Genomic DNA, 20,391 nt, shown 5'->3' on the forward strand with positions numbered 1-20,391 from the left:
ATCATCTACTGGGCCGCGATCCTCCAGATGACCCGCCGCCACGCTCGTACCCGTACCACGAGCCCAGCCACATAGATCAGAAACAGGCTCTATAGTTCAGAGCTATGGATGGGCGAGACCTGCTGGAAGCCGACGCGGTGCGCTCGTTCGCGGTCTTCGCCGAGCACCGCAACTTCACCACCGCCGCGCAGGAGCTGCACATCAGCCAGCCCTCCCTGCACGTGAAGATCCGGAAGCTGGCCGCCGCGCTCGGCGTCGAGCTGTACGAACGCGACGGTCGTCGGCTGACGCTGACGGCCGCGGGTGAACGTCTTGCCGCGTACGCGCTGGACTCCCGCCGACGGGCCGAGGAGTTCCTGCGGGAGCTGCACGACGAGTCCGCGCCGACGCTGGCCATCGCGGCCGGGCGGGGTGCGCTGCGGTGGGTGATCGGCGAACCGATCCAGCGCGTCGGGCGCCAGGGGCGGCGGGTACACGTGATCACCGCGGACCGGGACGCGTCCCTCACCGCCGTCACCAGCGGGCGGGCCGATCTGGCCGTGGTCGCCCACGATCCGCCCGGCCGGCAGATCGAGGCGAGGCAGATCGCCGCCTATCGACAGGTACTCGTCCTCGGTGACGGGCACCCGCTCGCCGCGCGCCGGCAGGTCCGGCTCGGCGATCTCGATGGCCTGGATCTGGTCGTACCCCCGGCTGGGCGCCCGCACCGCAGGGCGCTGGACCGCGCCCTGCTCGACGCGGGTGTGCGCTGGCAGGTCGCCGCCGAGGTCGACGGGTGGGACCTGCTGGTGCACCTCGCCGCGTTGGGGGTCGGAGCCACCGTGGTCAACGGCTGTGTCGGGCTTCCCGACGGTCTATGTGCGGTCCCGATCCAGGGCCTGCCGGAGATCCGGTACTGGGCCACCTGGCGGCCACCTCGACGGGCCGTGGTGCAGGACCTGCTCGACGAGTTCGGCACCGGCCCGTGACCGACCGGCTCACCTCCGCCAGCAGGTTCCTCGCGTACGTGCTCCGACACCACCCGGACGCCGTCGACATCGCCCTGGACGAGGGCGGGTGGGTCGAGGTGGAGGTGCTGCTCGCCGCGCTCGCCCGGCACGGCCGTCCGGTCACCCGGCAGGTGCTGACCGAGCTGGTCGCCGGCACCGACAAGCAGCGTTTCGAGCTGCACGCCGGGCGGATCCGGGCCGCGCAGGGCCACTCGATCGCTGTCGACCTGCGCCTCGAGCCCGTCGTGCCGCCGTCGCTCCTCCACCATGGCACGGTGGCTCGCCACCTGCCCGGCATCCGTGCCGAGGGACTGCGACCACGCGGCCGTACCCACGTCCACCTGTCGGTGGACCGGGAGACCGCCGCCACGGTCGGTGCCCGGCGTGGTGACCCGGTCGTGCTGACCGTGGACGCGGCCGGCATGCACCGCCACGGGTTCGTCTTCTACCGGGCCGTCAACGGTGTCTGGCTCACCGACCACGTACCACCCCGCTGGATCATCGTCGGCGGGTTGGCTTGACAGGCAAGTAGCCACTTGCCTATAACTGTCTCTGTGGACGCAGACCCTGACCTGTTCAAGGCCATCGGTGACGCGACGCGCCGCACGATCCTGGACGAGTTGGTCGACCGGGACGGTCAGACGCTCTTCGAGATCTGCGGCCGACTGACCATGAAACACAGCCTGACCTCCTCGCGCCAGGCCATCTCACAGCACCTCGCGGTGCTCGAACAGGCCGGCCTGGTCCGCACCCGGCGACAAGGCCGGTACAAGTTCCACCACATCGACACGAGCCCGCTGCGCTCGATCGTCGAGCGGTGGCCCATCGACCGAGAGGTACCAGATCCGTGATCCGTATCCACGTCACAAGCGTGTTCGTCGACGACCAGGCCAAGGCGCTCGCCTTCTACACCGAGAAGCTCGGGTTCCTCAAGAAGACCGACGTGCCCGCCGGTGAGGCCCGCTGGCTCACCGTCGTCTCGCCGGCCGACCCCGACGGCGTCGAGCTGCTGCTGGAGCCGGCCGGCCACCCGGCGGCGGGTCCGTTCCAGCAGGCCCTGGTCGCCGACGGCATCCCGTTCACCTCGTTCGCCGTCGACGACGTGCACGCCGAGGTCGAGCGACTCAAGGGACTGGGCGTCGAGTTCACCCAGGAGGCGACCGACCTGGGCCCGGTGGTCACCGCCGTGCTCGACGACACCTGCGGCAACCTGATCCAGATCGCCACCATGAAGTAGTCGTACCCGCGTCCTCGGTCGATGGGCGCGGCCCCGCGTGGCCGTCGTGCCGGTCGGGCGCGGGCCGGTCGGCTCCCGGCATCACCCGGTCCGGCAGAATCGGCGGGTGCCCGTCCACCTGATCACCGAGCCCGGCGACGAGCGGATCGCCGACTACCGGGCGCTTACCGACGTCGAGCTGCGTACCCGGTGGGAGCCGCCGCACGGCCTGTTCATCGCCGAGGGTGAGCTGGTGCTGCGGCGGGCGCTGCGGGCCGGCTACCCGGCCCGGTCCTTCCTGGTCGACGCCAAGCGGGTCGACCAGCTGGCCGACCTCGACACCGGCGACGCCCCGGTGTACGCCGCCACCCCCGACGTGCTGCGCGAGGCGACCGGATTCCACGTGCACCGGGGCGTGCTCGCCTCGTTCCGGCGCAAGCCGCTGCCGACCGCCGCGGAGGTGCTCGCCACCGCCGGTCGGGTGGTGATCCTCGAGGACGTCAACAACCATACGAACCTGGGCGCGATCTTCCGGGCGGTGGCGGGGCTGGGGGTGGACGCCGTGCTGCTCTCGCCGACCTGCGCCGATCCGCTCTACCGGCGCAGCGTACGGGTCAGCATGGGTGAGGTCTTCGCCGTGCCGTACGCGAAGCTGGAACCGTGGCCGACGGCGCTGGCCGACGTGCGGGCCGCCGGGTTCACCGTGCTGGCGATGACGCCCGCGCCCGACGCGGTGCCCATCCAGCGGCTGGACCCGGCCCAGCGGTCCCGGGCCGCGCTGCTGCTCGGTGCCGAGGGTGCCGGGCTGACCGGCGCGGCGATGGCCGCCAGCGACGCACGGGTGGTGATCCCGATGCGACGTGGCGTGGACTCGCTGAACGTCGCCGCCGCCACCGCCGTGGCCTGTTGGGAACTGGGCCGCGACGACCCACTCTGAGCGGCTGCCGGGAGACCCCGGCAGCCGTTGCGGCACCGTCGAGCACCCCCCGGGTCACGGACGGTAGCGTGTCGCGGGTGTTCCCTACCGTGCGTGAGGTCCTCGCCCTGGACCCGGTCCGCCACGGCGCGCCACGCCTGGTCGCGGCGGAGGCCGGGCTGGACCGTCGGGTGCGCTGGGTGCACGTCGCCGAGGTACCCGACATCGCCACCCTGCTCGGTGGCGGCGAGCTGGTCCTCACCACGGGTATCGGACTGCCGAGCGACGACGCCGGGCTGCGGGCCTTCATCGGTGACCTGGCCGGCGTCGGTGTCTCCGGGCTGGTGGTCGAGTTGGGCCGGCGTTACCTCGACGGCGTACCCCGGGTGATGGTGGCCGCCGCCGAACGGCACGGGCTGCCGTTGGTGGAGCTGCGCCGGGCCACCCCGTTCGTGCGGATCACCGAGGCGGTGCACGCCCTGATCGTGGACGCCCAGCTCACCGAGCTGCGGGCCACCGAGGAGATCCACCAGCGGTTCACCGAGCTGTCGGTGGAGGGCGCCGACCCGGGGGAGGTGGTCCGGCAGGCCGCCGAGCTGTCCGGCTGCCCGGTGGTGTTGGAGAACCTGTCCCGCCAGGTGCTGGCGTACGACCCGGCGGGGGAGAACGCCGAGCTGCTGCTGGACGGGTGGGAGCAGCACTCACGGCGGATCCGGCCCGAGGGCCGCACGGCGTACGACCCGGACCGGGGCTGGCTGGTCACCATGGTGGGTGCCCGAGGGCAGGACTGGGGCCGGCTGTTGCTTCGCTGGCCGCCCGGTGGTGACCTGGCCGGTGGGCAGCCGTTACCGGCGTCGGTCGACGGGCGGTCGGTCCCGGTGCTGGACCTTGGGCGGGCCGTCGCGGCCCCTGCCGGGCGCGGCGGCTCGTCCTCGGCGCCGCCGACCAGGCTGACCATCCTCGTGGAGCGGGCGGCGTCCACGCTCGCCCTCGGCCGGCTGATCCGACGGGACGCCGAAGGGCTGGAACGTCAGCTTCACCGGACCCTGCTCACCGCTCTGCTCGACCACTCCTGGCCGGTGGACGAGGTGGCCCTGCGGGCACGGGCGCTCGGGGTGGTGCTGGAGCGCCGTCATCTCATCGGCGTGGTGGTCCGCCATCGGACCGACAACGGCGGCGAGGACACCGCGCGCCACCGACAGTCGGCGGGAGGCGGGCCGCTCATCGAGCCGGGACACCCCGGCGAGGCGCTCGACCACGTCTCGGACACCGGGCCGGTCCGGTTGCGCGACCTCGCCGAGGCCGTGGGACAGGCGCTACGCGAGGCCGGTCTGACCGGGCTGACCAGTGCGGTGGACGACCAGACGGTGGGCGTCCTGCTCGCCCTGCCCGACGCGGCAGCGGAGGAGCGGGCATTGTCAGCCTTCGCCGCCGCGCTGCGCCGGTCCCGACCCGACCTGCCCGGTCGCTCCGACCTGGCTGGTCGCGCTGACCTGTCTGGTCGTGCGGACCTGCCTGGTCGCGCTGACCCGCGGGGGCGCCCCGGAGCGGCTAGCCGTTCCGACGACGCGCCGGCACCCAGTGCTGGCCGACGGTCCGTCGCCGGGCTGCTGATCGCCGCCGGATCCGGCGTGGGCAGCCTGCGGGAGGCACGCCGGTCGCTGATCGAGGCTCGTCAGGTCGCCGACGCGGCCCGCCGGGATCGACGTGACCTGCCGATCTTCCGGCTGCCGCACGTCGGGTTGGCCGGGCTGCTGCACCTGTTGCGCGACGAGCCCCGGGTGCAGACCTTCGTCGAACGGCAACTCGGCGCGCTGCTGGCCTACGACGCGCAGCATCCCCGGGAGCAGTTGCTCGGTACCCTGCGGGCCTACCTGGAGCAGGGCCGGAACAAGTCGGCGGCGGCAGCCGCCGCGCACCTGTCCCGCCCGGCGTTCTACGAGCGGCTGGCCCGGATCGGCCGGATCCTCGACGTCGACCTCGACTCGGTCGACGCCTGCCTCTCCCTCCACGTAGCCCTCCTGGCCCTAGACGCCATCCGCACCCCCTGAGCACCCCACCCCCACCGGCCGCCCCCACCTGCCGTGTTGATCATGAGGTTGGCGGCAGTAGTCGATCTCCACGGTGCCGCCAACCTCATGATCAACGCGGGTGGGGTGGGGGTGTGGGGTGGGGGTGTGGGGTGGGGTGGGGTTAGGGAGTGAGGGTTTGGAGGGTTTTCTGGTAGGTGGGGGGGATGTGGTGGTTGGCGGCGGCGGGGGTGAAGGTGTCGGAGGTGGCGGCCGTCGCCCAGGCGCTGTCGGGGACGGCGGCCACCAGGGCGGTGACCACGGGGGTGTCGCGCCAGTCGGGTTGCTGGGCGAGCAGGCTCAGGGCGACCACTGACTCTTCCACCTCGCCGACGCACTCGAAGGGCTTGTGGCCGTCGATGCCGAGCAGTTCGCGGTAACCCGGGATCTGTGCCTCGTCGGCGAGCAGGTCGCCGCCGAAGATGTGGGTGATCCGCTCACGGGGCATGAACGGAGCCATGGCCAGGAACACGAAGCGGCACTTGGGGCAGTCGCGGCACCACCGCTCGCTGGCGTCGCGGAGCTTGAACGCGGCGTTGCAACTGGTGACCACGTCGTCGTAGCGGTCGATGCCGGCGAACAGCCGGGCGATGTGCAGCTCCGACAGCGGGCGCAGCAGCGAGAAGTACGGTTCGGCCAGCCCGGCGTGCTCCGCGAGGGCCGCGCGGAGCAGCCCCTCGGCTTCGACGCCCTTGGACCACTGGTGGTTGATCTCGTGACCGTTCCAGATCAGGTTCGGGTCCGAGGCCGAGCGCTCGTTGGACATCACCACCGGGCCCAGGCCGTGCAGCACCGCCGTGGCGACCGCGATCAGCGAGTTGATCGCGGTGACCGGGATGTGCCCGTTGCGGGCGCCGGCCGCGTTCAGCTCGAACAGCACCGGGTCGATGCGCCGCCGGGCCGCGAGCGCGGGCAGCCCCGACGCCGCGTTCACCGCGTTGATCACGTGGTTCGGGTTGACCGAGAAGGGCACCGGGTCGAGACCGGCCCGGCGCAGCGCCTCCAGGCTGACGATCGAATCCTTGCCGCCGCCCACCGCCGACAACGGACGACGGTCGGAGTTGTCGTACTCGGCGGCCGGCTTCACCCGCCCGTCGGGCACCCGCGGGGCCAGCTCCAGCACGTGCGGCAGCTGGTTGCGGTACGCGTACTCGGCGAGGCCCTTGGTGTAGACGGCCGTGACGAACTCGACGGCGGCCGGGCCGAGCGGTGCCGGCAGCACCAACTGCCCAGGCGCGGCCGTCTTGTAGTAGCTGACCCCGGCCACCACGTGCAGCAGCTCCAGCACCCGGCCCAGCGCCGCCACGGCGGCGTCCGACGGGGACTCCTCCGGCACCGGCAACGTGACCACCTCGGTGAACCGTTGCTCGCCGTCGGGCCCGGTCAGGGCGTAGTCGAACAACGCCTCGCCGGTGGACAGGTCGATCGAGTAGGACGGGAAGGTGAAGGCGTCCATCCGCGCCAGCTGCGTGTTGAGCACACGCCATACTAGGCCCTGGTTCGTCCGGCCGTGCCCGGCTCGGCCGGACCGTGCCGTGCCGCCGTCGTACCCGAGGAGAGCCTGTGCGCCTGTCTGACCTGCGCGGACGTAAAGTCGCCGTCTGGGGGGCCGGCCGGGAGGGCCGGGCCGCGGTGACCGCCATCGCCGCCCACGGCCCGGCCGACCTCGTGGCCGTCGACGACAGCGCGAACTTCCTCACCCTGCCCTGGGACGGGCCCCTGGCGGAGGCCGCCCCACTGGTCACCGGCGACGAGGGCTTCGCCCGGCTGGCCGCGGCCGACGTGGTGGTCCGCTCGCCGGGTGTGCCGCAGACGCACCCCTGGCTGATGGAACTGCGACGCCAGGGCGCGACGGTCACCCAGGGCACCTCGCTGTGGATGGCCGACCACGGCGACCGCACCATCGGGGTGACCGGCAGCAAGGGCAAGAGCACCACATCCAGCCTGATCAGCCACCTGTTGGCCGCGGTGGACCGGCCGAACGTGTTCGGCGGCAACATCGGCGTGCCGACGCTGGACCTGCCGGAGGCGGAGCTGTACGTGCTGGAGCTGTCCAGCTACCAGTGCAGCGACCTGACCGACTCGCCGCGGGTGGCGGTGGTCACCGCGCTGTTCCCCGAGCATCTCGACGCGCACGGTGGCGAACGGGAGTACTACCGGGACAAGCTCAACCTGCTCGCGTACGGGCCGCGCACCGTGGTGGTCAACGGCGCGGACCCACGGCTGGCGTTCGAGCTGGGCGACCGCGCGGCGGTACGCGCCGGCACCGCCGACTCGGTCAACGTCGCCACCGGCCCGGACGGTACGCCCTGGTTCCACCGGGTCGACCAGCCGCTCTTCCCCCGGGCGGTGCTGCCGCTTGTCGGTCGGCACAACGAGGGCAACCTCTGCGTGGCCCTGGCCGTGCTCGACGCGCTGGGCATCGACCTGGTCGACCGCAAGGACGCCCTGGCCGTGGCGGTCGCCGAGTTCCAGGGACTGGCCCACCGGCTGACCGAGATCGCCGACCCGTCCGGCCTGACCTTCGTCGACGACACCCTGGCCACCAGCCCGTACGCGGCCATCCACGCCATCGACGCGTACGACGGGCGGCCGTTGACCGTGATCGTCGGTGGCAACGACCGGGGGGTCGACTACACGCCCCTGCGCGAGCACCTGGCCGAGCGGGAACTGACCGTGATCGGCATCCCGGACAGCGGCCCGCGGATCATCGGGGCGCTCGACGGGCTGCCGAAGGTACGCACCGAACTGGTCGACGACCTCACCGACGCGGTCCAGCTGGCTCGCCAGGTGACTCCGGCCGGCGGAGTCGTGCTGCTCTCGCCCGCCGCGCCCAGCTACGGCCGCTTCCGCAACTTCGAGCACCGCTCCGAGGTCTTCGCCGAAGCCATCCGCACCACCGCCCCCGCCTAACAGCCCCACCCACCCCCACCCACCCCCGCCCTCCCATCGTTGATCATGAAGTTGTAGCCACTTTTCGTCCGATCTCGGGGCAACAACTTCATGATCAAGGCGGGCGTTGGGGTGTGGTTGGGGGGTTTTACGCTGAGGGGAGTCGGTAGCTGGAGGTGGTTGATGGTTCAACTGCTGCGTCGTCCGGGTACCGGCCCGCGTGCGCATGCGGTCGGCGTCGCGCGGCTGATGGCGCACACCGACCCGGTCGCACTTATCGGTGTCGCCCTGTCGATCTCGCTCTCCGTGACGCTCGACCTGACCGGCGCCGCCACCGGCGTGGAGTCGCTGCTGGCCGGTCTGATGGGCATCACCATCTCGTTGCTGGTGGACTCCATGGCCCGGGCCGAGCGTCGGTTCCACCTGCGGGCGCTGCTGGCCGGCCCGCACTGGCTGGTGCGGGCGATCCCGGAACTCGCCACCGCCGCGACCGAGGCGGTGGACCGCCATCCGAGCACCCGGGTCGCCGAGGAGACCCAGCGCCGGTTCGAGCGGTTCCACGCCGACCTCGCGCAACTCCGGCAGGGACGCATCATCCGGCCCGGCGAGGACTACCAGGACATGCTCGCCGCCACCCGGGACTGCGTAGGAGAGTTGGAGGCGCTGTCCAACGTGCTGCCTCGGCTGGCCTGGTGGAGCAGCGACATTGGCCGGCGGTACTGGTCGGAGAACCTTGCCGCGCTGGCTCGTGGGGTGCGGATCACCCGGATTTTCACCTATGCCGAGTTCTTCGACGAGTTGGCGGAGCTGGTGGCGACACAGCGGCGGGCGGGCGTACGGGTCGGTCTGCTGTCGACAGTCGCGGTCCCCGCCGACCTGCACGTCAACCTGATCCGCTGGGACGGCACAGCGTGCTGGACGGCGGGCATGAGCCCGCACGGGGAGATCAACGAGAACCGGTTCTCGGTGAACGCCGCCGACGTTGCCCGGGCCGGCGAGGCGTTTCAGATGTGCCTCAGCCGGGCCACCTTCGACACGTAACGACAGGATGACCGCCCAGGGCGTACTGCTGGTGACCGCGGTGGTCTGGGCGGTGACCCTGATCCGTCCGGTCCGGTGGCGGGCCCTCGTGGCCGCGCTGCCGCTGCCCATGACGGCCGCGCTGCTGGCCACCGGTCACACCGTCGACGGCGCGCAACTCGTCGGGGTGGTGGGGCTCAACCTGTTCTTCGGCGTCGTGGCGCTGACGCATCACCGGTTCCGTTGGCCGATTCTGCTGGCCGACCTGGCGGGGGTCGCCGGCTACCTCGCGCTCGCGGTGGCGCTGCGCCCGGTCGCGCTGCCGTTCTGGCCGACGCTGGCCGCCACGGTCGCCCTCTGGCTGCTCGCCATGCTGGTGCTGCACCGCGTCCCCGAACCCGACCCACCGACGGGACATGCTGCGCGGATGCCGGCGGTGGCCCGGCTGCTGCTGGTCCTCGCCGGTGCGGTGCTGACCGGGCTGCTCGGCCAGGTGCTGCGGGGGCTGGTGGTGACCTTTCCGTACGCCGGGGTGCTGGTCGCCGTCGAGGTGCGGCGGGACCTGCCGGTCTTCTGCCGCCACTTCGCCGGCAACAGCCTGGCGCTGCTCGGGTTCCTGGTCGGGGTCCGCCTGGGCCAGGACGTCTCGGCCGCGGTGGCGCTCGTCGCCGGCTGGGCAGGCTTCGGACTGGTCGCTGCGGCGCTGCACCTTCCCCGGTACCGGGACGGAAAACATCGCTCAGCTGCTCGTTCGGCTACCGGAAGCGTGGCGACACCGCGTGACAGCGACGGAAAGCGTTGACGTGTTGTCAACGATCCCGGGTCATCGCCGGACAGTCTGACACTTGTCCCGGCAGTGACGGTGGTGAAAGCGTGCGGGAACGCGACCGAAGGGGCGACGATGACCGCCGACGACCTGCTGGCCCGGTACCGGGCCGTGCTCCCGTCCTGGATGACGCTCTACTACGCCGAGCCGATCGAACTCGTCAGTGGCCAGGGGCGGCGGGTCACCGACGCGCGTGGCCGCACCTACCTGGACTTCTTCGGCGGGGTGCTGACCAACTCGCTCGGCTACGACATCGCCGAGGTCCGCGAGGCGGTACAGCGGCAACTGGCCACCGGGATCGTGCACACCTCGACGCTGTACCTGATCCGCCAGCAGGTCGAGCTGGCCGAGAAGGTGGCGCGGCTGTCCGGCATTCCCGACGCGCGGGTCTTCTTCACCAACTCCGGCAGCGAGGCCAACGAGGCGGCGTTGCTTGTCGCCACGAATCACCGGCGTTCGCACCAGATCCTCGCGGTGCGTAACAGCTACCACGGCCGCACGTACGCGACCATGGGCGCGACCGGTAACCGCACCTGGTCGCCGACGTCGATCAATCCGCTCCAGGTGGCCTGGTTGCACTCCGGTGACCGGCTGCGTGGCCTGCTGGCCCGGCTGCCGGAGGCCGACCGGGTCGAGGCGGCGGCGGAGGATCTGCGTGAGGTGCTCGCCACGCAGACCAGCGGGGACGTGGCCTGCCTCATCGCCGAGCCGATCCAGGGCGTGGGCGGCTTCGTGCACGGCCCCGACGGTCTCTTCGCCGCCTGGCAGAAGGTCCTCGACGAACACGGCATCCTGCTCATCTCCGACGAGGTGCAGACCGGCTGGGGGCGCACCGGCGAGCATTTCTGGGGCTACCAGGCCCACGGTGTCACCCCGGACCTGCTCACCTTCGCCAAGGGCATCGGCAACGGGTTCGCGTTGGCCGGTGTCGTCGGCCGGGCGGAGGTGCTGGACTCGGTGTCGGGGATCAGCTTCTCCACCTTCGGCGGCAATCCGCTGTCCACCGCGGTCGGCAACGCGGTGCTGGACTACCTCCTGGAGCACGACCTGCAGGCCAACGCCGCGCGGGTCGGCCGCATCCTCGGCGACGGCCTGCGCGCGGCGCTCGTCGATCTGGACCGGGTCGGTGAGGTCCGTGGCAAGGGCCTGATGCTCGGCGTCGAGTTCGTCCACCCGGGCACCGGCGAGCCCGACGCGGCGCTGGCCACGCGGGTCTTCGAGGCGTGCCGGGAAGGCGGCCTGCTGACCGGCAAGGGCGGGCTGTACGGCAACGTGCTGCGGATGGGACCGCCGTTGACGTTGACCGAGGAGGAGGCCCGGGAGGGCCTGGCCATCCTGGTCGACGCGATCCACTCCGGCGTGGCGGAGGCAACCTCATGAACCTCATCGGGCATTTCGTCGACGGCAAGCGCACCGGTGGCACCTCGACCCGGCGCGGCGACGTGTTCGACCCGGCCACCGGCCGGCGTACCGCGCAGGTCGAGCTGGCCAGCGCCGCGGACGTCGCGGCAGCGGTCGAGGTGGCCGAGCGCGCGGCCCGCACCTGGCGCGACGCGTCGCTGGCGAAGCGGACGTCGGTGCTGTTCGCCGTCCGTGAGCTGGTGCACGCCCGGCGGGACGAACTGGCCGCGCTGATCACCGCCGAGCACGGCAAGGTGCTCGCGGACGCTGCCGGGGAGGTGCAGCGCGGCCTTGAGGTCATCGAGTACGCCTGCGGCATCCCCTCGGCGCTGCGCGGCGGCTTCAGCGAGAACGTCTCCACCGAGGTCGACTCCTACAGCCTGCGGCAGCCGCTCGGGGTGGTCGCGGTGGTCAGCCCGTTCAACTTCCCGGTGATGGTCCCGCTGTGGTTCGTCCCGGTGGCGGTGGCCGCCGGCAACACGGTGGTGCTCAAGCCCAGCGACAAGGACCCGAGCGCGGCGTTGCTGCTGGCCGAACTGTTCGTCGAGGCCGGCCTGCCCGACGGGGTGTTCAACGTGGTCAACGGCGACGCCGAGACGGTGGACGCGCTGCTCGACCATCCGGTGGTCCGGGCGGTGTCGTTCGTCGGCTCCACCCCGGTCGCCCGGCACGTGTACCGGCGCGGCACGGCGGCCGGTAAGCGGGTGCAGGCGCTCGGCGGGGCGAAGAATCACATGGTGGTGCTGCCCGACGCCGATCTGGACCTGGCCGCCGACGCGGCGGTCAACGCCGGGTTCGGCTCGGCGGGGGAGCGGTGCATGGCGATCTCGGCGCTGGTCGCCGTGGAGCCGGTCGCCGACGAACTGGTGGCCCGGATCGCCCGCCGGATGGCCGGGCTGCGTACCGGCGACGGGCGGCGTGGCTGCGACATGGGGCCGCTGGTCACAGCCGCGCACGCGGCCCGGGTGCGCTCCTACGTCGAGGCGGGCGTGGCCGCCGGGGCGGTGCCGGTGGTCGACGGGCGAGACGTGACCGTCGACGGCGACCCGGACGGTTTCTGGCTCGGGCCGACCCTGTTCGACCGGGTCACCCCGCAGATGTCGATCTACACCGACGAGATTTTCGGGCCGGTGCTGTCGGTGCTGCGGGTCGACTCGTACGACGAGGCGGTGGCCCTGGTCAACGCCAACCCGTACGGCAACGGCACGGCGATCTTCACAAACGACGGCGGTGCCGCCCGGCGCTACCAGCACGAGGTGGAGGTCGGCATGATCGGCGTGAACGTGCCCATTCCGGTGCCGATGGCGTACTACTCGTTCGGTGGCTGGAAGTCGTCGCTCTTCGGTGACCTGCACGCCCACGGTGCCGACGGTGTCGCCTTCTTCACCCGGGGCAAGGTGGTCACCAGCCGGTGGTTGGACCCGCGCCACGGCGGGGTCAATCTCGGCTTCCCCACCCAGACCTGAGCAGGCGCAGGGTGCCCGCGCCGGCCAGGTAGGCCACCAGTGCGGCCACCGGCCATCCGAGCGGCTCCGGTGCGGTCTTGGCCGCCGCGCCGTTGGCGGCCAGGGCGTACCCGACGGCGGCGTATCCGGCGATGGTGAGCGCGGCGCGGGCACCCGTCCGCCTGGCCTGCGCTCTCAGGTGCCGGGGGCGACCGGTGGACGCCTCGATCGGACCGAAGATGGCGACCAGGACGGCCAGCACCACCGCCAGCATCAGCACCCACGGCACCCGCCAGGCCAGCCAGGCCGTCGTACCGGCCTCCGGCGTGGGGAGCAGGCCGAGCCCGTGCAGCGCACCGACGAGCAGCACGGCCGCGCTCAGGTGCCACAGGAAGACCGTCAGCACGACCGAGTTGACGGCGATCACCGCCTGCCACGGGCGGTCGCGGTGCAGCCACCGTTCCGCCCGTTCCCGCAGCAGCAGGATCAGCCCGAGCTGGGCGGTGGCGACCGCGAGCAGTGCCACGCTGGGTGGGGCGGCGTTCGCCAGCCGCTGACCGGGAAGGTTGATCATGCTTATCGGGTACGGGCCGGGGACGGTGAGCAACACCGCCACGGCGAGGCCGCCGAGCAGCATGGCACCCGCGGCCCGGCGGGACATCGGCAGGCACCGGGTGCGCAGGCCGGCCGAACGGCAGTGTCTCTGGCGGGCGTCGTACCAGGCGAAGCCGAGCTGGTGGACGGCGAGCCAGCCCAGCAGGTAGTTGGGCAGGGCCAGGCCGGCCGGCCCGAGCGCGCGGCCCAGGTCACCGGCGGCGACCAGCAGTACCAGCGCCAGCGGCACCAGCAGCCCGAGGCGTCGGTGCAGCGCGTACATGACCGGGGTCAGCGGCACCACGGCCAGGTAGGCGGCGAGAAACCACAGCGGAATGGTGGCGAACCAGACCACCGGGCGGACCTCGTCCGGCTGGGCGCCGCCCAGTCGGGCCACCAGCGCGCCACCGGCGAGCACCAGCACCAGGGCGCTTGTCGGGCGCAGCAGGCGGGCGCTGCGGCCGAGCAGCCAGCCGATCGCGTCGCCACCACGGCGACGGTGGGCGGCCAGCGAGGCGGCGTTGGCGTACCCGCCGACCAGGAAGAAGACCGGCATGACCTGGACCGCCCAGGTCAGCGGGTACGCCCAGGGCAGGGCGGTCAGCGCCGAGTGCCCGTCGGGTCGTCCGCTCTCGTCGTACTCGACCGCCGCTATCGCCCAGTGCCCGAGGATCACCAGGACGATGGCCAGCGCCCGGAGCAGGTCGAGGTAGCGCTCCCGGTCCGGCGGCGTGCGGGCGGCGAGGCGGGCCAGGCGGCGCATCCTCCGAGCCTAGGCCGCGTTTCACGGGACCGTGCCGGGCTCCACCGGTGAGCCTCAGGGAACGCGGCCGGGGGTCAGCCCCGGTGGGGTCGGGCCGGTAACGGCGGGGCCGGCCCGACCCCACCGCACCCCTGCGGTCCGGCTGGCGTTCGTGCTGGTCACGGCATTGATTCCGGCCACGGTGGGGGGTCGACGGCGGCTTGTGCGCCAGGTAACAGTTTGAAAACTTCGCCCACAGTCTTGACACGGAGGGGGCTTCAGTAAGAACTTTTACCACTAACAGTTAACAGTCTTTTCCGAAAGGCGCCTCATGGTTGATCACGAGTCGGACACCTCCGCGGGCACCGCGGTGGCCGACGCCGACGGGATCGACCGACGGGGTGCCCTCGGCGTCGCCTCCGACGGGACACTGGCCCGGGTCCGCACCGGCGCCGCCGAACTGACCGGCGCGCTGCGCCGGGTCGCCGAGCACGTGCTCAGCGACCCGGAGGCGGCGGCCCGCGCCACCATCGTGGAACTGGCCGAACGCAGCGGCACCTCGCCGGCCACGGTCACCCGGTTCTGCCGGGCGATGGGTTTCGACGGCTACGCCGACCTGCGGCTGGGTATCGCCGCCGAGACCGGCCGGGCCCGCTCGGCCGGCTGGACCGTCGACATCGGCCGGGAGATCCAGCCCAGCGACCCGCTGGAGCGGGTGCTGGAGCAGATCATGGCCGCCGACACCCGGGCGATGCACGACACCGCGGCCCTGCTCGACCTGACCGAGGTGGAACGGGCCGCCGTCGCCATCGCCGGAGCCGAACGGGTGAACATCTTCGGTGCCAGCGGCAGCGCGCTTGTCGGCGAGGAGATGCAGTTCAGCCTGCACCGCATCGGCGTGGCCGCGTGGGCCTGGAACGACGTGCACTCCGGGCTGGCCGCCGCCGCGCTGCTGCGTCCCGGCGACGTCGCGCTGGGCATCTCGCACAGCGGGCAGACCCGCGAGGCCATCGAGATGCTCGCCGAGGGCGGCAGCCGGGGCGCCACCACCATCGCGCTCACCGGATTCCGCCGGTCGCCGCTGGCCGAACTGGCCGACATCGTGCTGCTCACCGCCAGCCAGGCCACCACGTTCCGGCCGGACGCGCTGTCGGCCCGGCACCCCCAACTGGTCGTCCTCGACCTGCTCTACATCGCCGTCGCCCAGCGCACCCACGACCGCGCCCACGCGGCCTTCCGGCGTACCGCCCAGGCCGTCGACGGGCACAAGGCCGCGAGGGAGGCCAGCGCATGATCAGCGCCCAGGGGTACGCCGACGCGGTCCGGCCGGTCCTCGACCGGCTGGTCGAGCGGGGATCCGAGTCGCTGGGCCGGGCCGCCGATCTGATCGCCGCCAGCCTGCGCGACGGTGGGGTGTTGCAGACGTTCGGCGCCGGGCACTCGGAGGCCTTCGCCGCCGAACTGGTCGCCCGGGCCGGCGGGCTGGTACCCACCAACCGGATCTCCCTGCACGACCTGGTGCTGCACGGCGGCGTCTCGCATCAGGTGCTCGCCGACCCGAAGCTGGAGCGTGACCCGGCCGTCGCGCACCAGCTCTACGCGATCGCCGCACCCCAGCCGCAGGACGTTTTCGTGGTGGCGTCCCAGTCCGGCATCAACGGTTCGGTGATCGAACTGGCCCTGCTGGTCACCGGACGCGGTCACCCGTTGATCGCGGTCACCTCGGTCGAGCACACCGGACGGGTGACCCCGCGGCACCCCTCCGGCCGGCGGCTCGTCGATCTCGCCGACGTCGTGCTGGACAACGGCGCGCCGTACGGTGACGCACTGCTGCCGCTCGAGGGCGGCGGCGCGGTCTGTGCGGTCTCCTCGGTCACCTCGGCGCTGCTGGCGCAGCTGCTGACCGCGGAGGTCGTACGACGGTTCCACCAGGCCGGAGAGGTGCCCCCTATCTACCTCTCCGCCAACGTCCCCGGTGGGGACGAGCACAACCTCGCCCTCGAGTCGCGGTACGCCGGGAGACTCCGGCGCACCGCCTGACCCGACATCACAAGGAGAGTCTCACGATGTCTGTTACCCCCGATCTCGACCGCCGGACCCTGCTGCGCCGCGCGGCGGCCGCGGGCCTCCTGGTGACCCCGGCCGCCGGTCTGCTCAGCGCCTGCGCCGGCAGCACGCCGAGCCAGAACGACGACAACGCCGGGGAGAAGAGCAACGACAACCCCTTCGGCGTGCAGGACGGCAGCGCCGTGAAGGTGGTCATCTTCAACGGTGGGTTGGGTGATGCCTGGGCCAAGGAAGACCAGGCGATCTTCAACGCCAAGTACCCCGACGTCACCGTCAACATGAGCTCCACCCAGAAGATCAAGACCGAAGAGCAGCCCAAGATGGCGACGCAGCCCAGCGACGTCGTCATGAACTCCGGCGCCGACATGATGGACATCAGCACCCTGGTCAACGAGGGCGCCATCGAGCCGCTGGACGACCTGCTCGCCGCCCCGGCCTGGGACGGCGAGGGCACCGTCGGGGACAGCCTGTTGCCGGGCACCGTCGGTGACGGCACCTATCAGGGCAAGTTCTTCGTGGTGAACGTGGCCTACACGGTCTGGGGCAACTGGTACAACTCGGTGCTGTTCGACAAGGAGGGCTGGACGCCGCCGAAGACCTTCGACGACTTCTTCGCCCTCGCCCCGAAGATCAAGGCCAAGGGCATGGCCCCGTACGTGTACGACGCCGTGCACGGCTACTACCCGCGCTGGGCGCTGATGGCGACGGTCTGGAAGTCCGCCGGCAAGCAGGCCGTCATCGACATCGACAACCTCAAGGAGAACGCCTGGCGTGCCGAGGGCGTCCTGCCGGCGCTGGAGGCGTGGGAGAAGCTGGTCAAGGACAAGCTGCTGCTGCCCGGCAAGCTCGACCACACCCAGTCGCAGCAGGCCTGGCTCGACGGCAAGGCGGCCTTCATCCAGGTCGGCACCTGGCTGAAGAACGAGATGGCGGCGACCATCCCGCCGGGCTTCGAGATGAAGATCTCCGACTACTGGGGCCTGGGTGCCACCGACAAGGCACCAAACGACGTCTACGCCGGTGCCGGCGAGGGCATCGTCGTTCCGGCCAAGGCACCGAACAAGGCCGCGGCCAAGGAGTTCCTGCGCGCGGTGCTCTCCAAGGCCGGTTCGGCGAAGTTCGCCGAGCTGACAAAGTCCCTTGCCTCCACCAAGGGCTCCGGTGACAACGTGCAGGACGCCGCACTCGCCAGCGCCAACGAGCTGATGAAGAACGCCAGCTCGGACCTGATCTCGATCAAGCTCTGGAACTTCTACGCCGACCTGGACAAGGAGAGCCAGAACCTGTCCGCCGAGTTGATGGCCGGCCGGTTGACCGCCGCGCAGTTCGTCGACAAGATGCAGGCCGCCGCCGACAAGGTCGCCAAGGACTCGTCGATCACCAAGCAGACCCGCGACGCCTGATCCGAACGGAAAGAGTGAGTCCCATGCGGCACGGTGTTGCGCGTTTCGTCACGGGTTTCCTGGCCCTGCCGGTCGGGCTGTACCTCTTCTACGTGGTGTGGCCCTTCCTGCAGGCGGCCGGGTACTCGCTGACCGACTGGGGAGGTTACTCCGACAGGCAGCAGTTCGTCGGGCTGGACAACTACCTCCGGCTCTTCTCCGACGAGCTGATCAGGAAGGCGTTCTGGCACAACGTCTTCTTCCTGATCACCGTGCCGCTGTTCACCATCGCGCTGGCCCTGTTCCTCGCGTTCCTGCTCAACGTGGGCGGACGCGAGGACAAGGCCGGCATCCGGGGAGTGTTCGGCTCCGGTCTCTACAAGGTGATCTTCTTCTTCCCGCAGGTGCTGTCCCTGGTCGTCATCGCGGTGATGTGGCAGCAGATCTACCGCGCTGACGGCCAGGGCCTGATCAACGGCATGCTCATGAAGATCGGGCTGGTCAGCGAGGACGACCCGATCACCTTCATGTACGACCCGGAGCCCTTCCTCGGCGTACCGGCGGTGCTGTGGTGGCTGCTGCTGATCGCGGTCTGGAGCGGCGCCGGCTTCTACATGGTGCTCTTCTCCGCGGCCATGCAGTCCATCCCGAAGGACGTCTACGAGGCGGCCATCCTGGACGGTGCCGGCCGATTCCACACCTTCTTCCGGATCACCCTGCCGCTGCTGCGGGACACCGTCTCGGTGGCCTGGGTCTACCTGGGCTTCATCGCCCTGGACATGTACGCCCTGGTGTTCGTCATGACGCCCAGCCAGGGTGGCCCCAACCACGCAAGCGAGATCTTCGCGTCGGTGTTGAACTTCACCGCCTTCCAGAAGGGCCAGTTCGGCTACGCCTGCGCCATGGGCGTGGCACTGGCGATCTTCACCATCCTGCTGGCCGCCCTCCAGCTGAGGATCACCCGTCGTGAGCGGATCGAGTACTGAGGAGACCTGGACGATGAGCACGGTGACCCACACCCCGGGTGGCCTGGCCGGCCCCGACCAGACTCCACCACCGGGCCGTACGCCGGCACAGCGCGCCGCCGTCGGCGGCGGCCGGGCCGGTGCACGGTTCTTCAACGGCTTCTCGCACCTGTTCCTCGCCGTCTGGGCGATCATGGTGGTCTACCCGCTGCTGTGGGTGGTGATGTCGGCGCTCAAGACCGACTCCGAGGTCATCCGCAAGCCGCTGTCGCTGATCCCCGAGCAGTTGCAGTGGGACAACTTCGCCCGGGCCTGGACCGAGGGGCACATCGGGTCGTTCTTCCTCAACACCATCCTGGTGCTTACCGGCAGCGTCTTCCTCACCATGCTGCTCGGCTCGATGGCCGCCTACGTGCTCGCCCGCTACGAGTTCCCCGGCAACCGGCTGATCTACTACATGTTCCTGTCCGGGCTGACCCTGCCGATCTACCTCGCCGCCGTGCCGCTGTTCAAGGGCGTCTACAACACCGGCGTGGTGCTGCCGTTCCTCGGCCCGAACAGCCACGTCATGCTGATCCTGGTCTACGTGGCCTGGTCGCTGTCGTTCACCGTCTTCTTCATGCACTCGTTCTTCCGCACCCTGCCCAACGCGATCGCCGAGGCGGGCATGGTCGACGGCGCGTCGCACAGCCGGCTGTTCTTCAGCGTGATGCTGCCGATGGCCAAACCGGGCCTGATCAGCATCGGCATCTTCAACGTCCTCGGCCAGTGGAACCAGTGGTACCTGCCGACCCTGCTGATGCAGTCGGTGGCCGGCGAGCCGAAGAACCAGGTCATCTCCCAGGGCCTGATCGAGCTGTCGGTCAACCAGGGCTACCGCTCCGACTGGTCCGGCCTGTTCGCCGGGGTCACCATGGCGATGCTGCCGGTGCTCATCGTCTACATCGTCTTCCAGCGTCAGGTGCAGTCCGGCCTCACCGCCGGCGTCAGCAAGTAACCACCGGCACACCGCCCCAGGACGTGGAGCCGACCCAGCCGACCCCCACCCCGGGGCCGCCCCCGCTGCTCGGTCCGGGACACGACGGCCTCCACCCGAGGCCGACCGATCCCGGACCGAGCGCGGTCATGGCAGCCGAGCGGCACGTCAGTCGAGGGTGATCCCCAACTGGTCGCGCAGGGCCGCCTGCCCGGCGGCGGTGAGGCGTACGGCGCGGCCGGACCCGATGCGTACCACCCACCCGTGGCCGAGAAACCGCTCGCACAGTTTCGCGCCGACCAACCCGCCGAGGTGCTCCCGCCGTTCCGTCCAGTCGAGGCAGCCCCGGACCAGCGGCCGGCGGCCCGGCCGGGGCTGTGCCGGATCCCAGCCGAGCAGGTCGATCAGCCAGGACCGGCCGGCCGGGGTGAGCGCGAAGCCGCCGCCGCAGTCCAGCAGCCCCCGCCGGATCATCGCCTCGGTCACCGCCACACCGAGCCGTCCGGCCAGGTGGTCGTAGCAGGTACGGCCCCGGCGCAGGGCCGCGCTGACGGTGGCCGCCCGCAGACCACCGGTCCGGGCGGGACGCGGTTCGAACCGGGCCGACAGGTCCTCCAACAGTTGCGCCACCGAGGGGTCGGCGAGCTGCACGTACCGGTGCCGGCCCTGGCGCCGCTGGACGAGCAGGCCGCCCTCGACGAGGCGGTGCAGGTGACCGGTGGCGGTGGAGGGCGCGACACCCGCGTACGCGGCGAGTTCGCTCGCGGTCCACGCCCGGCCGTCGAGCAGCGCGAGGCAGATTCCCGCACGGGTCTCGTCGGCCAGCAGCGCCGCGAGCCCGGCGAGGTCGGCAGCGGAGGTCACCGACCCATTGTCGGGTACGACAGTTCG

19 protein-coding genes are annotated in these 20,391 nt (G+C 71.3%); 16 read left to right on the forward strand and 3 right to left on the reverse strand.

Going from position 1 to position 20,391, the window contains the following annotated elements:
* Window positions 1-104: 104 nt before the first annotated feature.
* The 6 genes from AB0J93_RS20970 to AB0J93_RS20995 all read left to right on the forward strand — a co-directional run bounded on the left by AB0J93_RS20970 (window position 105) and on the right by AB0J93_RS20995 (window position 5,172).
* Window positions 105-968 carry a LysR family transcriptional regulator gene (locus AB0J93_RS20970; RefSeq protein WP_363923994.1) on the forward strand — a complete coding sequence of 288 codons (864 nt, stop codon included), beginning with the start codon at window positions 105-107 and terminating at the stop codon, window positions 966-968.
* A complete protein-coding gene (locus AB0J93_RS20975; protein WP_363923995.1) occupies window positions 965-1,510 on the forward strand; it encodes an RNA 2'-phosphotransferase in 546 nt (181 codons plus the stop codon). The genes AB0J93_RS20970 and AB0J93_RS20975 overlap by 4 nt, the downstream gene beginning before the upstream one ends.
* 33 nt (window positions 1,511-1,543) lie before the next feature.
* The gene (locus tag AB0J93_RS20980) at window positions 1,544-1,840 is read left to right on the forward strand and encodes a metalloregulator ArsR/SmtB family transcription factor (RefSeq protein ID WP_363923996.1); all 297 of its coding nucleotides are present in this window, start codon (window positions 1,544-1,546) and stop codon (window positions 1,838-1,840) included.
* Complete coding sequence (locus AB0J93_RS20985; RefSeq protein WP_363924179.1) at window positions 1,840-2,226, forward strand: VOC family protein; 387 nt, start codon at window positions 1,840-1,842, stop codon at window positions 2,224-2,226. The genes AB0J93_RS20980 and AB0J93_RS20985 overlap by 1 nt, the downstream gene beginning before the upstream one ends.
* Window positions 2,227-2,263: 37 nt before the next feature.
* Window positions 2,264-3,142 (forward strand): RNA methyltransferase, encoded by an 879-nt coding sequence (locus AB0J93_RS20990; RefSeq protein WP_363923997.1) that lies wholly within the window; start codon window positions 2,264-2,266, stop codon window positions 3,140-3,142.
* A 68-nt stretch (window positions 3,143-3,210) separates the two neighbouring features.
* A complete protein-coding gene (locus AB0J93_RS20995) occupies window positions 3,211-5,172 on the forward strand; it encodes a PucR family transcriptional regulator (RefSeq protein ID WP_363923998.1) in 1,962 nt (653 codons plus the stop codon).
* Between the two features lie 142 nt (window positions 5,173-5,314).
* On the opposite strand, the gene AB0J93_RS21000 is transcribed toward AB0J93_RS20995, so the two are convergent.
* Window positions 5,315-6,670, reverse strand: a complete 1,356-nt coding sequence (locus AB0J93_RS21000; RefSeq protein WP_363923999.1) for a hypothetical protein — start codon at window positions 6,668-6,670, stop codon at window positions 5,315-5,317.
* 83 nt (window positions 6,671-6,753) lie between these two features.
* Here AB0J93_RS21000 and murD point away from each other — a divergent pair, with 83 nt between their 5' ends.
* From murD to AB0J93_RS21025, 5 genes are all read left to right on the forward strand, one after another.
* Complete coding sequence (murD, locus tag AB0J93_RS21005) at window positions 6,754-8,103, forward strand: UDP-N-acetylmuramoyl-L-alanine--D-glutamate ligase (protein WP_363924000.1); 1,350 nt, start codon at window positions 6,754-6,756, stop codon at window positions 8,101-8,103.
* A gap of 162 nt (window positions 8,104-8,265) precedes the next feature.
* On the forward strand, window positions 8,266-9,123 hold the full coding sequence (locus tag AB0J93_RS21010; RefSeq protein WP_363924001.1) for a hypothetical protein: 858 nt from the start codon (window positions 8,266-8,268) through the stop codon (window positions 9,121-9,123).
* Between the two features lie 7 nt (window positions 9,124-9,130).
* A complete protein-coding gene (locus tag AB0J93_RS21015; protein WP_363924002.1) occupies window positions 9,131-9,904 on the forward strand; it encodes a hypothetical protein in 774 nt (257 codons plus the stop codon).
* Window positions 9,905-10,003: 99 nt separating this feature from the next.
* Window positions 10,004-11,308 (forward strand): aspartate aminotransferase family protein, encoded by a 1,305-nt coding sequence (locus AB0J93_RS21020; protein WP_363924003.1) that lies wholly within the window; start codon window positions 10,004-10,006, stop codon window positions 11,306-11,308.
* Window positions 11,305-12,795 (forward strand): CoA-acylating methylmalonate-semialdehyde dehydrogenase, encoded by a 1,491-nt coding sequence (locus AB0J93_RS21025; RefSeq protein WP_363924004.1) that lies wholly within the window; start codon window positions 11,305-11,307, stop codon window positions 12,793-12,795. Before AB0J93_RS21020 ends, AB0J93_RS21025 begins: the two co-directional genes overlap by 4 nt.
* Here the strand turns inward: AB0J93_RS21025 and AB0J93_RS21030 are convergent.
* Window positions 12,767-14,131, reverse strand: coding sequence for an acyltransferase (locus tag AB0J93_RS21030; RefSeq protein ID WP_363924005.1), 1,365 nt, complete (start codon window positions 14,129-14,131; stop codon window positions 12,767-12,769). The genes AB0J93_RS21025 and AB0J93_RS21030 overlap by 29 nt on opposite strands.
* 310 nt (window positions 14,132-14,441) lie before the next feature.
* Here AB0J93_RS21030 and AB0J93_RS21035 point away from each other — a divergent pair, with 310 nt between their 5' ends.
* The 5 genes from AB0J93_RS21035 to AB0J93_RS21055 are packed head-to-tail and all read left to right on the forward strand — an operon-like array spanning window position 14,442 to window position 19,521.
* Window positions 14,442-15,404, forward strand: a complete 963-nt coding sequence (locus tag AB0J93_RS21035) for a MurR/RpiR family transcriptional regulator (RefSeq protein WP_363924006.1) — start codon at window positions 14,442-14,444, stop codon at window positions 15,402-15,404.
* Complete coding sequence (locus AB0J93_RS21040) at window positions 15,401-16,150, forward strand: SIS domain-containing protein (protein WP_363924007.1); 750 nt, start codon at window positions 15,401-15,403, stop codon at window positions 16,148-16,150. Before AB0J93_RS21035 ends, AB0J93_RS21040 begins: the two co-directional genes overlap by 4 nt.
* A gap of 26 nt (window positions 16,151-16,176) precedes the next feature.
* Complete coding sequence (gene ngcE, locus AB0J93_RS21045) at window positions 16,177-17,580, forward strand: N-acetylglucosamine/diacetylchitobiose ABC transporter substrate-binding protein (protein ID WP_363924008.1); 1,404 nt, start codon at window positions 16,177-16,179, stop codon at window positions 17,578-17,580.
* Between the two features lie 23 nt (window positions 17,581-17,603).
* Complete coding sequence (locus tag AB0J93_RS21050) at window positions 17,604-18,545, forward strand: sugar ABC transporter permease (RefSeq protein ID WP_093407322.1); 942 nt, start codon at window positions 17,604-17,606, stop codon at window positions 18,543-18,545.
* A 13-nt stretch (window positions 18,546-18,558) separates the two neighbouring features.
* Complete coding sequence (locus AB0J93_RS21055) at window positions 18,559-19,521, forward strand: carbohydrate ABC transporter permease (protein WP_363924009.1); 963 nt, start codon at window positions 18,559-18,561, stop codon at window positions 19,519-19,521.
* A 147-nt stretch (window positions 19,522-19,668) separates the two neighbouring features.
* On the opposite strand, the gene AB0J93_RS21060 is transcribed toward AB0J93_RS21055, so the two are convergent.
* The gene (locus AB0J93_RS21060) at window positions 19,669-20,364 is read right to left on the reverse strand and encodes a helix-turn-helix domain-containing protein (protein WP_363924011.1); all 696 of its coding nucleotides are present in this window, start codon (window positions 20,362-20,364) and stop codon (window positions 19,669-19,671) included.
* Window positions 20,365-20,391 lie beyond the last annotated feature (27 nt).

It is taken from the genome of Micromonospora sp. NPDC049374 (assembly GCF_040677165.1).
Taxonomy (GTDB): domain Bacteria; phylum Actinomycetota; class Actinomycetes; order Mycobacteriales; family Micromonosporaceae; genus Micromonospora.

Coding starts and splice junctions, on each gene's coding strand:
- AB0J93_RS21015 (WP_363924002.1), top strand. CDS start 9,131: ATGACCGCCCAGGGCGTACTGCTGGTGACCGCGGTGGTCTGGGCGGTG.
- AB0J93_RS21035 (WP_363924006.1), top strand. CDS start 14,442: ATGGTTGATCACGAGTCGGACACCTCCGCGGGCACCGCGGTGGCCGAC.
- AB0J93_RS21040 (WP_363924007.1), top strand. CDS start 15,401: ATGATCAGCGCCCAGGGGTACGCCGACGCGGTCCGGCCGGTCCTCGAC.
- AB0J93_RS21020 (WP_363924003.1), top strand. CDS start 10,004: ATGACCGCCGACGACCTGCTGGCCCGGTACCGGGCCGTGCTCCCGTCC.
- AB0J93_RS21030 (WP_363924005.1), bottom strand. CDS start 14,131: ATGCGCCGCCTGGCCCGCCTCGCCGCCCGCACGCCGCCGGACCGGGAG.
- AB0J93_RS21010 (WP_363924001.1), top strand. CDS start 8,266: ATGGTTCAACTGCTGCGTCGTCCGGGTACCGGCCCGCGTGCGCATGCG.
- AB0J93_RS20970 (WP_363923994.1), top strand. CDS start 105: ATGGATGGGCGAGACCTGCTGGAAGCCGACGCGGTGCGCTCGTTCGCG.
- AB0J93_RS21025 (WP_363924004.1), top strand. CDS start 11,305: ATGAACCTCATCGGGCATTTCGTCGACGGCAAGCGCACCGGTGGCACC.
- ngcE (WP_363924008.1), top strand. CDS start 16,177: ATGTCTGTTACCCCCGATCTCGACCGCCGGACCCTGCTGCGCCGCGCG.
- AB0J93_RS21050 (WP_093407322.1), top strand. CDS start 17,604: ATGCGGCACGGTGTTGCGCGTTTCGTCACGGGTTTCCTGGCCCTGCCG.
- AB0J93_RS21055 (WP_363924009.1), top strand. CDS start 18,559: ATGAGCACGGTGACCCACACCCCGGGTGGCCTGGCCGGCCCCGACCAG.